Raw genomic sequence first — 13,609 nt, 5'->3', positions numbered from 1 at the left:
TTGTTTTCTAGGCAAATAATGGTTTAAGCACGAATAATCAGTTGATAACCGGTATATTTGCGCATATTAATCACGCCAGTATCCAGAATTAAATACTGGCCCTTGATGCCTTGTAATTTGCCACGAATCACAGGAGTTTTATCCAGATTATGCGATTTAATCTTTTCCGGATATTGTTCTACCGGATAAATAAACTCTCGTGCGAATTCATCTTCCAATACTTCAATATTTTCATTAAATTCTAGATTCTGATTAAATTCTTCGCGAATGCTTTGAATTTTAGGCGCAAATTCTTCCAGCAGTTGTTCACGCACTTCAATCAGGTTCAATGGTTCTGCTTCACCTTTCAGTAGCTTGCGCCAGTCAGTTTTATCAGCAACCTGCGTACCAAACATGACCTCAAGCTTTCCGGAAAGACGACGTGAGCCCACTTTCATAATCGGCAGGGCTTGGGTGGCACCCTGATCAAGCCAGCGAGTCGGCATTTGGCTGGTACGGGTAATGCCGACCTTTAATGCACTGGAATTGGCCAGATAGACAATATGTGGTTGGAAGCAGACATTCTGTGCAAATTCATCTTCGCGGCAAGTGCCCAAATGATAATGGCACGTCTCTGGCTTCATGATGCACATATCACATGAAGCATTGGTTTTAAAACATTTAAAACAGTGACCTTGCGAAAATGATTTGGAAGTTTTGTTGCCACAGGACACGCAGTAAATATTACCGGTCCATTCAATCTCGATTTCCTGGCCTAAATTAAATGGAAGATCAATTTCTGCACGATCCAGAATTAATTTATATTCAACATTTGCCCGCTGTATCTGTTGATCAGTTACACTAAGATCCTTGAGGCCGACGTGCATTTTATGACAAATGCCCTGAAGTTCCATAAAAATTACTCACTTAAATCATAAGGATGCAGTTATGGCTGAGCAGAATGTCATTACTTCAATGCTAGACGATTTCGCACAGGAACAGCCAATTCATACTGCTATTTGTATTGGGCAGGACTTGAGCCAAGTCCAGTTTCAGCCAGCTATTCAATGGTCCTATTTTAGCGTATCTGACTTTTTAAATCTGCCTTTTCAGCAACGTTATGACTTGGCTGTGGTGATGCTGGATACTGCAGAAACAGAACATTTGTCTGAACAGATCATGAGTCAAATTCTGGTGAAATTACGTGATTTGTTTGCCAAACGGCTAGTGGTGATCAGCCGGCTGCAAAATGAAAAGTTATTGAGAGCTTTAGGATTTACCCAGCTGATTGACAAGACCACACATGAGGCCGATTTTGCGCTGTGGCAGTTTAATATTTTAACCTATAAGCACGTGCCAGACTGGTTTAACTCCAAATTTTGGGCTAATCCGGAAAACTGGGATAAATTTCGCTGGTAAGCCGAAAACCTGCTTAACTAAGATTGCAAATATTAACACAATCTTGCCTAGACAATATGAGGGCAGGCCGTATTCTGTAATTAAGATGCACATAGGATATAGGACATGACAAACCTGAGTAGTATTGTGGAAATATTAGCAAAGCAGGCATTGGGTGGTGGACAGTTGCAGCAAAAGTCCTCACAACAAGGTGGCTTGGCAGATATCCTGGGGTCTGTGCTAGGGCATTTAAACCAGTCAAATTCTCAGCAAAATCAAAATACTCAAAACCAGCAAAATCAAACCGGCCAGCAGACTCGACAAAATGGTCTGGGGGCAATTTTAGGTTCAGTACTAAGTCAGTTCGGTGGTAGTGGTACTCAAGGTACTGCTCAGCCTCGTTCAGGATTGGGTGGTTCTACTGGTAAAACCTTATTGATTGCAGTACTGCCTTTAGTGCTGGCCTGGATTCAAAAACAGGGCGGTTTACAGGGTGCATTAGACAAGCTTAAAGGACAGGGGCTCAATAGCCAGGTCGATGATTGGGTGTCGACCGGCCCCGGTGAAAATGCCAATGTCGATCCGCAGCAGGTGCAAAACCTGTTTGATGATCAGGAAGTTGAAGCAGTTGCACAACAAACCCATGCACCGAAACAGGATGTTTATAGTGCGATTTCACAGGTCTTGCCGCAGATTATTGATTCGCTTACTCCACAAGGTGAGCAGACCAGTAAGCAAGAAGCCAATAATGATATTCAAAATGTATTGAATATGGTTTCAGGACTTCTTAAAAAATAAATCTAAACATTAAAAAAATCCCGATATCTGTCGGGATTTTTTAATAACTATTAAATGATTTAGAATTTAATCTAGATTCATGCTGAACAGCTGATTAGATTTACAAATTTTCTTAGCAACATAATGAGATTTTCTCATGCGAATCAGGATAATCTGCGACTGAAAACCGAGTTCACCAAACTCAGGTTCTACCTGTACATAATGCAGTTGCCCATACTCATCTCGCACCCGCGCTTGAGCAGAAAAACCGGGTCGGGCATTGCCACTGGAAATTGTCGCCAAACGGCCAAGTAAATTGACATTGTTCTTTTTATATTTAGGTGGAATGACCTGATCCAGACAGTGAATCATAAAAATAGTAAAAAAAGTCGCAATGATTAAAGCCGGAATAATCAGGTAATAAGCAGGCAGAAATTTAAATTCCTGAGAATAGATCAGGAACTGTAAAACATAGCCGGCAAAACTAAAATTCATCAGGAAGAAAAACACAATCAAGGTTTTGGAGAATTTGACGTTTAGTAGATCCATCTGCTGAAAGTCATAAGGTGAAATTTTTTGCAGAAACTTGCTGGGTCTGAGTCCAAAATAGAAACCAATGGTTTTCACCACACCGAACAGAATAATCGCCAATAAACTCAGATGAAAAGGCATCAGGTTATAGTCTAGAAAAAATGCAGGCATGGTGAAGTCCGTTTTAGTCTTATTCTGAGAGGTAAATTCCACCATCAGAATGCACGGTAATCTCTACTTTTTCAAGTGCTTGACCTTGGCAAGGCCCAGAAATGCATTCACCGCTTTCTACCAGAAACAAGGCGCCATGCGTGGAGCATTCAATAAATTCCTGATCGCGATCCAGAAACTGGTTTTCCAGAAATTCCAGTTCGACCTGCAAATGCGGACACAGGTTTTGATAGGCATAGAAGGCACCGTCACGCTGTGTGATAAAGATATTATCTCCATCGGGAAGCTCAAAAGAGCGTGCTTCGCGTTCTGGAACGTCTTCGGTCATGCAAATTTTAAACATTAAGCACATTCCTTTTGAAAGTCTTGTAATAATGCCGCATAGTCTTCAACTGCCAGGCGTGGACCAAATTGTGAAACCACCTGGCTCGAAATGAGAATCGCCAGTTCAGCCGCAGCTTGAAGACCCAAATTAGCATTCAATCCGTACAGGAAAGCCCCGGCAAAAGCATCACCGGCACCGTTGGCATCTACTGCAGGCACTTTACGGCCAGGAACAGTAAATGTATTTTGATAATCCGAAATCAGTGCGCCTTCAGCTGACAATGTAATGACAACGTGCTGACTGATTGTTTTTAATTTAAGCAGGGCTGCCTCAAGATTATCTGTTTCTGTATACATCAGCGCTTCTTGCTGGTTACATAACAGCAAGTCTACACCATCTGCAATCATTTCATCCAAACCGGCACGCGCGTATTGCACCATGGCAGGATCAGATAAAGTTAGGGCAATTTTAACGCCATTGGCACGGGCAATATCACGTGCTTGTTGTACGGCATGACGTGCTGTGTCAGAAGTTGATAAATAACCTTCGAGATATAGCCATTTCGCGCTATTTAGTGCGCTGAAATCAATTTGTTGATCAGTCAGTTCGGCCGTAATACCCAGATAGGTATGCATGGTACGTTCAGAATCAGGGCTGACCAGAACCATACATGTCCCTGTTACGCCTTCACTGATCGATTGGGTGGTGGTCTTAATACCTGCATCATTCAAACCCTTCAGGTAGATGTGCCCCAGTTCGTCATTTCCGACACGACAGCCATAAAATGCAGAACCACCGAGCGCAGAAAATGCCACGGTAGTGTTGGCTGCTGAACCGCCTGAAGCCTGACCCTTATACACTTGAGTCGCTTGAAGATTTTGATAAAGAGTGGCCTGAGTCTCACCATCTGCAAGTTGCATGGTGCCTTTTTGCAAGTGATGTGCAGTTAAAAAGTCATCAGAAACTTTAAATTCTTGGTCAATCAGCGCATTACCAATCGCAAAAAGATCAACAGTTGCCATGTTCAAATATCACATTAAAAATGAAAGTCCTAAGTTTACACGATTGCTTGGGATTGCTGTAGTTTGCTGAATCATTTTCAAATACTTTTCAAAAATGCTGTATTTTGTTCAGCAGCTATCTTTGGTCTAAAAACTGACTTATTTTTGTGCACTGGTGCGCTGCAGCATTGATTTAAGGATCACATTTTATTTATAAAGAGATATCGCTCCTGGCATGATACTTTAAGTCGCTTGGCAACTGTCATTCTCCACAACAATTTCAAATAGTGTGCGTATATGAATATTAAAATTGTAACAGCCGAACAACTCCCGGATCAGATCGAAACACTGGCAACTCTGGCACGTAAAGAAGGCTATAATTTGGTAGATAAGTTAATAGAAGAATATCGCACCGGGAAAAACTGCTTTAGCCACGCCAATGAATATCTGGTGGTGGCGCATGATGGCAAGAAACTGGTTGCCTGTGGCGGCTTAAACCAGCAATGGGGAGATAATGGCATTGAAGACCGCATTGGTCGGGTACGCCGTTTCTATGTGCATCCGAAATATCGTCAGCATGGCGTAGGCAAACAGCTTTTGGCTTACCTGGAGCAATTGGCACGTCCGCATTATTCGGCTTTATGCTTACAAACAGATACCCGACTGGCCGCCAGTTTTTATCAAAAGCAGAATTATGTATTTGTGGAAAACAATCCAAGCTATAACTATTTTAAATATCTGATTTCTTAAGCTTGTAAATACTCATTTAGATGCAGGAAGTAAATTTGATGATTTAATTTTCAAATGATCAAGTTTACTTAATTCGATCAAAATCCTCGGTTTTCAACGTGAATAATTCAGATAACTAAAGCTATAATGCGCTTAGTTATTTTAATTAAAGCATTAGGAGATCGCATGACTGTAGATGTCACTGAAACCATTTCTCAAACTGTACATCCTGCGTTTCAGTTGGTACGTCAACAACATGTTGAAGCTTTAGACATTTTCGTGTCTGAATATAAACATAAAGTGACTGGCGCCACGCATTATCATCTGGCGACCAATCACGACGAAAATGTCTTTCTGGTGGCGTTTCGTACCCAGCCGATGGATTCTAAAGGCGAAGCACATATTCTGGAACATACTGCGTTGTGTGGTTCAGAAAAATTCCCAGTGCGTGATCCATTCTTCCTGATGATTCGCCGTTCACTGAACACCTTTATGAATGCCTTTACTGCGGCGGACTGGACTGCGTATCCATTTGCGACCCAAAACAGCAAAGACTTCCAGAACCTGCTTGAAGTGTATATGGATGCCGCATTCGCTGCGAACCTGAATCCACTGGATTTTGCCCAGGAAGGTATTCGTATTGAGCTGGAAAATGGCGAGCCTGTCTATAAAGGTGTGGTCTTTAATGAAATGAAAGGGGCGATGAGTTCGCCTTCAGATCAGCTGTATCACACGCTGGCGCATCATTTATTCCCGAATACGACTTATCACTATAATTCGGGCGGTGATCCTAAAGATATTCCTGACCTGACTTACCAAGAGTTGGTTGATTTCTATAAGTCACATTATCATCCAAGTAATGCAGTCTTCATGACCTTTGGCAATAAGACCGCATTCGAATTGCAAGAGCAGTTTGAACATCTGGCATTGTCTAAATTTGAAAAAAGTCAGACGCTGTATCCAACACCTGAAACCCGCCTGACTGCACCATTGACGGTTACAGACAGCTATGCGGTCGATGCCGAAGATCTACAGGACAAGACCTATCATGTGCTGTCATGGTTATTACCGGAAGCCAGTGACATTAAACTGCGTTTAGGTATGCGTTTAGTTGAAGGTATCTTGTTAGAAGATTCAGCATCACCACTGCGTCATTATCTGGAAACGTGTGGTTATGCTGATGCAACAGGTCCATTCATGGGCGTGGATGATTCTAATTTTGAAATGACTTTCTACTGTGCGGTACAGGGTTCAAATCCTGAACATGCAGAAGAATTTAAAAATGGTGTGTTTAAGGTTCTGGAAGAGGTTGCGTCTAAACCGGTTGATCAGAACATGGTCGATGCGATTCTGCATCAAATTGAATTGCATCAGCGTGAAATCAATGGTGATGGTACGCCGTATGGTCTGAGCCTGATTCTGAGCGGTTTGGGCAGCGCAATTCATCACCGTGATCCGGTCGAAGTTTGGGATGTGGACTCTGCGATTGCCGCAGTTAAGGAAGAACTGCAAGATCCAATGTGGCTTTCCAATCTGATCAAAGAGCATTTGCTGGATAATCCGCATCGTGTCCAATTGACACTGGTTCCGGATGCGACTAAATCTGCCAAAGAAGCAGCAGATGAAAAAGCGCGTTTGGCTGAAATTGGCAAGAATCTGACTGAAGAGCAGAAAGCAGAAATTATTGCCCAGACTGAAGCATTGAATATTCGTCAGGACACGCCGGATGACTTGAACTTATTGCCGAAAGTCGGTCTGGAAGATGTTCCTGCGGAATTACAGATTGTGCAAGGTCAGTTACGCGAGATTATCTGTAACCGTGTTGATACGCCGTTGAACCTGTATCATGCCGGTACTAATGGTATTTATTACCAACAGGTTCTGGTTAATATTCCGGATGAAGTGGTGCAGTCGCCTTACTTTAACCTGCTTTCAATCCTGATGGGTGAGGTGGGTGCGGGTGAATATGATTATCTTGAGTTCCAGCAACTGCAAACAGCGGTAAGTGGCGGTCTGGGCATGGGCGCATCTTTGCGTTCTAAAGTCGATGACAAAAACAAGATTACTGCCTGGTTGACGCTAACGACCAAATCTTTGGTGAATCATCTCGATGCGATCCGTCTGTTAAAGATTGGTTTTGAACAGCTTCGTTTTGATGAAAAAGACCGTATTATCGAGCTGTTACAACAGCGTAAAACGCGCTGGCAGTCACGTATTTCTGGTTCTGGACATAGCTATGCAATGCAAACGGCCTCACGTCAGCATAGTGCATTGGCTTTGCGTGATTATCATAATACCGGTTTGGGTGCATTGAACTGGCTGATCGAGCTGGTGTCTAAGATCGAAAAAGATCCGGCTGAATATGATCTGCTGATTGACGAGTTAAAACGAATTCATCGTGTCTTGTTGCAAGCACCGAAGCAGTTCCTGTTAGTCTGTGAAGAGCCGCAATCTGAGCATCTGATCGAAGAAATTCAGAATGTCTGGGATAAACTTGAAGTTGATTCTGCACCAGTTTCATTAACTCAAGTCGAAAAAGTAACCCATGATCAGCATGAGGCTTGGTTGATTCAAGCCAATGTCCAGTTCTGTGCGGCTGCTTATCCAGCTGTTGAAGTTTCACATCCTGATGCTGCTGCATTGATGGTGCTGGCTGGATATTTGCGTAATGGCTTCCTGCACAGCGCCATCCGTGAAAAAGGCGGTGCCTATGGTGGTGGTGCCAGCTATGACGGCAATGCTTGTTCATTCCGTTTCTACAGCTACCGTGACCCACGTCTGGCAGAAACTTTCCAGGATTTTGATGCCAGTATCCAGTGGTTACTCAATGCACCACAACAGCCGCATCAACTGGAAGAAGCCATTCTGGGTCTGATTGCCAGCATGGATAAACCGGGTTCACCGGCAGGCGAAGCCATTACTGCATGTTATTCTTACTTGCATCAACGTACACCAGCGTTCCGTAAAAAATTACGTGAACGTTTATTGAATGTCACACTGGATGATTTGCAGCGTGTTGCACAGACCTATCTGGTCGAGCAGCAGGCGACGAAAGCAGTTGTGGCACCAGTGGCAAAACGTGAAATGCTGGAGCAGCTTGGTTTTGTAATTCAACAAGTTCTATAAATAAAAAGAAGAGGATAAGGGATGGCGCTTAATTCGTTTAAGCGCTCAACTCTGCAGCTGAGCGTTTTGCTGGGCTGTGCAGTTGGGACGCAAGTGAATGCGGAAGAAATAGTAGTTAACAGCCCCATGCCGGCAACGGCCGAAGCCTGTGCCGCACTGGAAAGTAGTGCAGAGCGTCTGGCTTGCTATGATGCTTTATTTAAAATTCCGGTCACTGAGAAGCCTGCAATCGTTTCTGAACGTCGTGCAGCAGCAGAAATTGCGCCTGAACCCGATAATTTAAAAGCGAAAATTGGTCAAACTGTTTCCAATATTTATGCTTCTGAAGGATCAAAGTTGACGCCGAATCTGTCTTTGCTGGATAGCCGATGGGAGCTCTCTCAGGAAAGTAAACTGGGTACCTGGAATATCCGTTCCTATCAGCCGATTTATCTGATGCCAGGATTCTGGACTTCAAAGAAAAACGAGTTTCCGCAAAGCGAAAACCCAAATAACACGGTTAAAGAAGACCAGAATTTGACCTCGATTGAAGGGAAATTCCAGTTATCTTTAAAAACCAAGGCGGTTGAAAATATTCTGGGTGATAACGGGGATCTCTGGCTGGGTTATACCCAGTCTTCACGCTGGCAGGTATATAACTCGGAAGAGTCACGTCCGTTTCGTGAGACCAACTATGAACCCGAAGCCAGTTTGATTTTCCGTACCAATTATGATCTTTTGGGTCTGAATTGGCGTATGTTGGGACTGACCATCAATCATCAGTCCAATGGCCGTTCTGATCCGTTATCACGTAGCTGGAACCGAGTGATGCTGAATCTCGGTTTTGAAAAAGACAATTTTGCCTTGATGGTTCGTCCTTGGTATCGCTTTGAAGAGAAGCGAGAAGATGATAACAATCCAGAAATCAAAAACTATATTGGCCGTGGAGACATGACCGCATTTTATCGTTATAAGGAGCATGATTTTTCATTGATGCTGCGACATACCTTAAAAGGTGGAGATGACAACCGTGGAGCCGTACAGTTCGACTGGTCATTCCCGATCAGTGGGCGTTTGCGTGGCCAATTCCAGCTATTTGATGGCTACGGAGAAAGTCTGATTGATTATAATCACCGTGCCACGTATGTCGGTTTAGGTGTCTCATTGATGAACTGGTTCTAAGATTCCAAGTTTCATGACCTTATAATGAAAATAAAAAACCATGCCGATGCATGGTTTTTTCTAGGTAGATTAACCAATCTGGATTTCTGAAGGCGGATGTTTGAGACGACTCTTTTTGGGAGTCGCAATAAAATAAGCAAGCGTCAGTGGCCCTAGACGCCCTGCGAACATTAACAGCATCAGAATGATCAAACTGGCAGGTTGTAGCTCCTCAGTTACCCCTCGGGACAAACCGACGGTACAGGCCGCAGACACGGCTTCAAACAACAGATCCAGAAAATCCTGCTCAGGTTCCAGGATTAATAAGCTCATAAAACCCATCATGATCAACGCTGCAGTAATACACACGACGGCCAATGCTTTAAACGTAGTTTTTTCAGGAATAGAGTGATTAAACAGCCGGATCTCATCTTCGCGTCTTAAAAAACTGATTACGCTGATGACCACAATAATAAACGTACCGACCTTAATGCCGCCCGCTGTACTTAAGGAACCTCCACCAATAAACATTAGAAATATGGTAACTAGAGTGGATGCATCACTCATTTGTTCCATTGGCAAGCTATGAAAACCTGAAGAGCGGGGAACGGTGGCATGGAACCAGGCATTCACGGCCTGATCGCCCAAACTCATGAGACCTAAGGTCTGTGGATTGGAAGCCTCCAATAGCCAAAGTACGATAAAAGCACTTAGGTTCAGACCCAGAATCGTTGAGAGGATTAGCTTGCTGTTGGTACTCAACTTACGCCAGCGTTTACGTTCCTTGACATCCATCAGCACCAAGAAACCGATACCGCCAATGATATACAGCATACTAATGGTAAATGTAATCAGATACTGTCCTGAAAAACTCATCAGACTGTTTGGAAAAAGCGAAAATCCACCATTATTAAAAGCGGAGACGCTATAAAAAGCCGCATAAAATAGTGCATCGCTAAACTGGTATTCTTTGAGCCAGGACAGGGTCAGAATCAGCGTACCGATCGCTTCAAAGAACAGGGAATATAAAAAAACGGCTTTAATGGTAAAACTGACTTTTTTCAGACTGGTTTGTCCGATCGACTCCTGTGCCATGACTTGTTGTTTTAGCCCCAGTTGCGGTGCCAGACTCATCACTGCCAGAATGGCAAAGGTCATAAAACCCAAGCCGCCGCATTGCAACAAAAACATAATCACGATTTGACCAAATACGGTATAGGCTTCACCGACATTCACCACCGATAGCCCTGTAATAGTCACAGCAGAAGTTGCTGTAAAAATGGCTTCCAGCCAGCTGATTTCTCCATGATGGGCAATAGGCAGCATCAGCAGCAGCGAACCGATCAGAATTAATCCAAGAAAACCCAAAGCCAGTAAGCTCGGAGGACTGAGGTTGACCGTCCTGTGTTGCTTTAAATCAGAACTTTTCATAGATGTTTAAAATATTTAGCAAGACGGCGCAAAGGTTCCAGCAATCCTTCAACCAGTAAAATATCGCCTTCCTGAAGAATCTGATTGGCATCTACGTGATATTGCAATGTAGATCCGCGTTTATGTAATAAGGTAGTGATTTCAGGAGCATGCTTCATCAACTGATTCAGTGGCGTACCATGATGATCTGCATGAATTTCAATTTTGACAATATAATGATCATCCTCAAGCGCCATATAACGACTGACCATCGGATAGCTTAATGACTGGGCCACCCGAACGCCCATATCTTCTTCAGGATGAATGATTTTTTCAACATTGAGATGGGTCAGAATCATGTGGTGGGATTTGGATTTGGCCTTCACCCAGATTTTCTTTACGCCCATATTTTTTAAGTGCAATACACATAGAATACTGGCCTCAATATCCTCTCCAATCGCAACGACAACGGCATCACAGCGCTGAATGTTCAGCTCATCGAGTACATGTTCATCGGTTGCATCGGCAATCACGGCATGGGTCAGCTGATCAGAAATGTTTTCGACATATTTTTTATTCAGATCGATTCCGATCACTTCATGCTTCAGGCTGATGAGCTGTGTGGCCACGGTCGCACCGAAACTGCCAAGCCCGATGACTGCAAATAATGCCATGGATTGTCCTTCGTTATCTTTATGTCATACGTTATATCCGCTATGGTAATGAGAAGGTGATTCCTCAGCTATAGTTTTTAAGTAAAAATAGTACAAATCTTTGAAGTATTTACGCTTCTTTCATCTGAAGTACAGATTGAAAATTTGGACAGTCAGACATAACCTGACGATGTGTATATAAGGTTCCATAGCTGTTTTGGATGATGTATTCGAATTCATGATGATCATCTTTCATGATATTGAGTGTGGCTTGGCGTTTGAGTTGAGGATAAGTTTTTAAATTATCGATTGAGGCACAAGAAAAGCTTTTTACAAAAGCTGAAATTTTAGGATCTAATTTCACTTCTTTATAATGATCTAGAGAAATATAAACAACGAATTTGGGATAGTGGTTGAGTATTTCTGAATGTGCCTCTACACCAGCGATGTTGCTGAGGTTATTTGCGGTTACATTACTGGGAATATTTTTCATACTTGTTCGAATACGATCTTCTTCTTGATTTAATTTGTATGCTGGATAGCCGTATAAATAGATAAATAAAGTGGTGAGCAAAATAATAATAAAAGTGATATTCATATCTTAAGATTCTGTTTTTGTAATTATTTTGATTGTAACAAGATTGGAAATTAATGGATAATTGGTGTTTTCATTGATGATGCACTTTTAAATCTGGATAGAATATTATCCTAAAAAAACCGCCTCGAAAGGCGGTTCATGTTTGAAAGAATTACTTCAAGAAACGTTGATAACCCAGATTATTGGTAATTTCCTGATATGGATAGGTAATGGTTTCGAGAGTTTCGATCAAGCCGTCCGGATTTTGTTGTGCATCGGTCGCTTCAAGACCTACCAGAACACGTCCTTCAGCAGCGCCGTGGTTACGGTAGTGGAACAGGGTAATGTTATGTGTTGGGCCCAGACGTTCCAGGAACATCAGTAAAGCACCAGGACGCTCCGGAAATTCCACGCGGAACAAACGTTCATTTTCAATATCGGCATGACCACCAATCAGATAACGAATATGTAGTTTGGCCACTTCATCATCAGACAGGTCATCGACGTCATATTGGAATTTTAAAGTTTCATAAATTTCTTGACGTTCTTTCTCGCCGTTCTTTAAGCTGATCCCAACAAAGACCTGTGCCGCAGAAGCATCGCTGGCACGATAGTTGAATTCAGTAATATTACGACCTTGCAAAGCACGACAGAAGCTCAGGAATGAACCTTTCTGTTCTGGAATGGTCACGGCAAAAATCGCTTCTTTGCGTTCACCCAGTTCGGTACGTTCAGCGATATAACGTAAACGGTCGAAGTTCATGTTGGCGCCGCAGACAATCGACACCATGTTCTTCCCTTCGATGCCATGTTCAGCCACGTATTTTTTAATACCTGCCAGAGCCATTGCACCAGATGGTTCTACAATGCTACGGCATTCGTCATAAGTGTCTTTAATCGCTGCACAGACTTCATCCGTATTCACCAGCACCACATTCGGTTCCACGATTGGGCCAGAATTGTCCGATTTTTGCAGACGAATCACATCAAATGGTTTTTCACCAATTTGGGCTACAGCTGTACCATCAGCAAACAAGCCCACAGATGGGAGAATCACACGTTCATTTGCTTCTAAAGCAGCTTTTAAACAGGCAGATTCGTCGTATTCCACTGGAATGACTTTAACGTGGGGTGCGACATCACCTAAATACGCTGCAACACCTGCGATCAGGCCACCACCGCCAACTGCGACAAACACGTAATCCACATCGCGCCATTGGCGAAGAATTTCATTGGCAATGGTGCCTTGGCCAGCAATCACCAGTTCATCATCATAAGGCGGAATGAAAGTCATCCCATCTTCCTGGGCACGTTGAATCGCATATTTATTGGCAACATCAAATGAATCACCATGCAAAACCACTTCGCCACCCAGACGTTTAACCGCCTGTACCTTGATATCAGGTGTGGTTTTAGGCATCACAATAATCGCGCGAATACCCAGCTTTTTCCCTGAGAGTGCCACGCCCTGTGCATGGTTGCCCGCTGAAGCAGTAATAACGCCACGTTCCATTTGTGATTTCGGTAGTTGACTAATACGGTTATAGGCACCGCGTAGTTTGAATGAAAAAACCGGTTGTAAATCTTCACGTTTAAAGCGGATGTTATTATTGAGTCGTTCGCTAATTCGTGGCGCTGCTTCGAGTGGAGTTTCGATTGCAACATCGTAGACCGTTGCTTGTAAAATTTGTCGAACCAAACGAGACAGCATGTTAATTTTCCATCTAACAGTTTAAAATAGGGGCTTATTGTAACAAACCACACGGCTTTGCGGTTTAAAAAAGCTGCAAAA

13 protein-coding genes are annotated in these 13,609 nt (G+C 43.1%); 5 read left to right on the top strand and 8 right to left on the bottom strand.

The features are described from left to right. Positions 1 to 23 precede the first annotated feature (23 nt). Complete coding sequence (locus FTT86_RS09125) at positions 24 to 893, bottom strand: DUF2797 domain-containing protein (protein ID WP_044110068.1); 870 nt, start codon at positions 891 to 893, stop codon at positions 24 to 26. A gap of 34 nt (positions 894 to 927) precedes the next feature. On the opposite strand from FTT86_RS09125, the gene FTT86_RS09120 reads away from it, so the two are divergent. Both FTT86_RS09120 and FTT86_RS09115 read left to right on the top strand, forming a co-directional pair. Beyond that, positions 928 to 1,398, top strand: coding sequence for a DUF6231 family protein (locus tag FTT86_RS09120; RefSeq protein WP_004279801.1), 471 nt, complete (start codon positions 928 to 930; stop codon positions 1,396 to 1,398). Positions 1,399 to 1,503: 105 nt separating this feature from the next. Then, positions 1,504 to 2,175: a YidB family protein gene (locus FTT86_RS09115; RefSeq protein ID WP_044110063.1), complete on the top strand. Its 672-nt coding sequence runs from the start codon at positions 1,504 to 1,506 to the stop codon at positions 2,173 to 2,175. A 66-nt stretch (positions 2,176 to 2,241) separates the two neighbouring features. On the opposite strand, the gene FTT86_RS09110 is transcribed toward FTT86_RS09115, so the two are convergent. Genes FTT86_RS09110 through FTT86_RS09100 form a run of 3 tightly spaced genes read right to left on the bottom strand, consistent with a single transcriptional unit; the run spans position 2,242 to position 4,203 of the window. After that, entirely contained in the window at positions 2,242 to 2,856 is a 615-nt protein-coding gene (locus FTT86_RS09110) for an OB-fold-containig protein (protein WP_004279798.1), read from the bottom strand. A gap of 19 nt (positions 2,857 to 2,875) precedes the next feature. Continuing rightward, complete coding sequence (locus FTT86_RS09105; RefSeq protein ID WP_004279797.1) at positions 2,876 to 3,184, bottom strand: Rieske (2Fe-2S) protein; 309 nt, start codon at positions 3,182 to 3,184, stop codon at positions 2,876 to 2,878. A gap of 14 nt (positions 3,185 to 3,198) precedes the next feature. Further along, the gene (locus tag FTT86_RS09100) at positions 3,199 to 4,203 is read right to left on the bottom strand and encodes an adenosine kinase (protein ID WP_004646774.1); all 1,005 of its coding nucleotides are present in this window, start codon (positions 4,201 to 4,203) and stop codon (positions 3,199 to 3,201) included. 276 nt (positions 4,204 to 4,479) lie between these two features. Between FTT86_RS09100 and FTT86_RS09095 the strand changes: the two genes are divergently transcribed. From FTT86_RS09095 to FTT86_RS09085, 3 genes are all read left to right on the top strand, one after another. Then, complete coding sequence (locus tag FTT86_RS09095; protein WP_005107150.1) at positions 4,480 to 4,932, top strand: GNAT family N-acetyltransferase; 453 nt, start codon at positions 4,480 to 4,482, stop codon at positions 4,930 to 4,932. 165 nt (positions 4,933 to 5,097) lie between these two features. Beyond that, a complete protein-coding gene (locus tag FTT86_RS09090; RefSeq protein WP_180181062.1) occupies positions 5,098 to 8,037 on the top strand; it encodes an insulinase family protein in 2,940 nt (979 codons plus the stop codon). Positions 8,038 to 8,058: 21 nt separating this feature from the next. Further along, positions 8,059 to 9,198, top strand: a complete 1,140-nt coding sequence (locus FTT86_RS09085; RefSeq protein WP_180181061.1) for a phospholipase A — start codon at positions 8,059 to 8,061, stop codon at positions 9,196 to 9,198. A 69-nt stretch (positions 9,199 to 9,267) separates the two neighbouring features. On the opposite strand, the gene FTT86_RS09080 is transcribed toward FTT86_RS09085, so the two are convergent. The 4 genes from FTT86_RS09080 to ilvA form a co-directional block, all read right to left on the bottom strand. After that, positions 9,268 to 10,608, bottom strand: coding sequence for a TrkH family potassium uptake protein (locus FTT86_RS09080; protein ID WP_180181060.1), 1,341 nt, complete (start codon positions 10,606 to 10,608; stop codon positions 9,268 to 9,270). Beyond that, the gene (locus tag FTT86_RS09075; protein ID WP_005246545.1) at positions 10,605 to 11,261 is read right to left on the bottom strand and encodes a TrkA family potassium uptake protein; all 657 of its coding nucleotides are present in this window, start codon (positions 11,259 to 11,261) and stop codon (positions 10,605 to 10,607) included. Before FTT86_RS09075 ends, FTT86_RS09080 begins: the two co-directional genes overlap by 4 nt. A 109-nt stretch (positions 11,262 to 11,370) precedes the next feature. Then, entirely contained in the window at positions 11,371 to 11,838 is a 468-nt protein-coding gene (locus FTT86_RS09070) for a hypothetical protein (protein WP_180181059.1), read from the bottom strand. Between the two features lie 151 nt (positions 11,839 to 11,989). Further along, positions 11,990 to 13,528: a threonine ammonia-lyase, biosynthetic gene (ilvA, locus tag FTT86_RS09065; protein WP_004646781.1), complete on the bottom strand. Its 1,539-nt coding sequence runs from the start codon at positions 13,526 to 13,528 to the stop codon at positions 11,990 to 11,992. Between the last annotated feature and the right edge of the window lie 81 nt (positions 13,529 to 13,609).

The organism is Acinetobacter sp. YH01021 (genome assembly GCF_013420255.1).
Classification (GTDB): domain Bacteria; phylum Pseudomonadota; class Gammaproteobacteria; order Pseudomonadales; family Moraxellaceae; genus Acinetobacter.
The sequence above is the reverse complement of the archived record's forward strand: the minus strand, read 5'-3'. Positions and strand labels throughout refer to the sequence as shown.

Excerpts from the sequence above, each read along its gene's own strand:
- FTT86_RS09115 (WP_044110063.1), top strand. The coding sequence starts at position 1,504 with ATGACAAACCTGAGTAGTATTGTGGAAATATTAGCAAAGCAGGCATTG.
- FTT86_RS09100 (WP_004646774.1), bottom strand. The coding sequence starts at position 4,203 with ATGGCAACTGTTGATCTTTTTGCGATTGGTAATGCGCTGATTGACCAA.
- FTT86_RS09095 (WP_005107150.1), top strand. The coding sequence starts at position 4,480 with ATGAATATTAAAATTGTAACAGCCGAACAACTCCCGGATCAGATCGAA.
- FTT86_RS09120 (WP_004279801.1), top strand. The coding sequence starts at position 928 with ATGGCTGAGCAGAATGTCATTACTTCAATGCTAGACGATTTCGCACAG.
- FTT86_RS09090 (WP_180181062.1), top strand. The coding sequence starts at position 5,098 with ATGACTGTAGATGTCACTGAAACCATTTCTCAAACTGTACATCCTGCG.
- FTT86_RS09085 (WP_180181061.1), top strand. The coding sequence starts at position 8,059 with ATGGCGCTTAATTCGTTTAAGCGCTCAACTCTGCAGCTGAGCGTTTTG.
- FTT86_RS09110 (WP_004279798.1), bottom strand. The coding sequence starts at position 2,856 with ATGCCTGCATTTTTTCTAGACTATAACCTGATGCCTTTTCATCTGAGT.
- FTT86_RS09070 (WP_180181059.1), bottom strand. The coding sequence starts at position 11,838 with ATGAATATCACTTTTATTATTATTTTGCTCACCACTTTATTTATCTAT.
- FTT86_RS09125 (WP_044110068.1), bottom strand. The coding sequence starts at position 893 with ATGGAACTTCAGGGCATTTGTCATAAAATGCACGTCGGCCTCAAGGAT.
- FTT86_RS09080 (WP_180181060.1), bottom strand. The coding sequence starts at position 10,608 with ATGAAAAGTTCTGATTTAAAGCAACACAGGACGGTCAACCTCAGTCCT.
- ilvA (WP_004646781.1), bottom strand. The coding sequence starts at position 13,528 with ATGCTGTCTCGTTTGGTTCGACAAATTTTACAAGCAACGGTCTACGAT.
- FTT86_RS09075 (WP_005246545.1), bottom strand. The coding sequence starts at position 11,261 with ATGGCATTATTTGCAGTCATCGGGCTTGGCAGTTTCGGTGCGACCGTG.
- FTT86_RS09105 (WP_004279797.1), bottom strand. The coding sequence starts at position 3,184 with ATGACCGAAGACGTTCCAGAACGCGAAGCACGCTCTTTTGAGCTTCCC.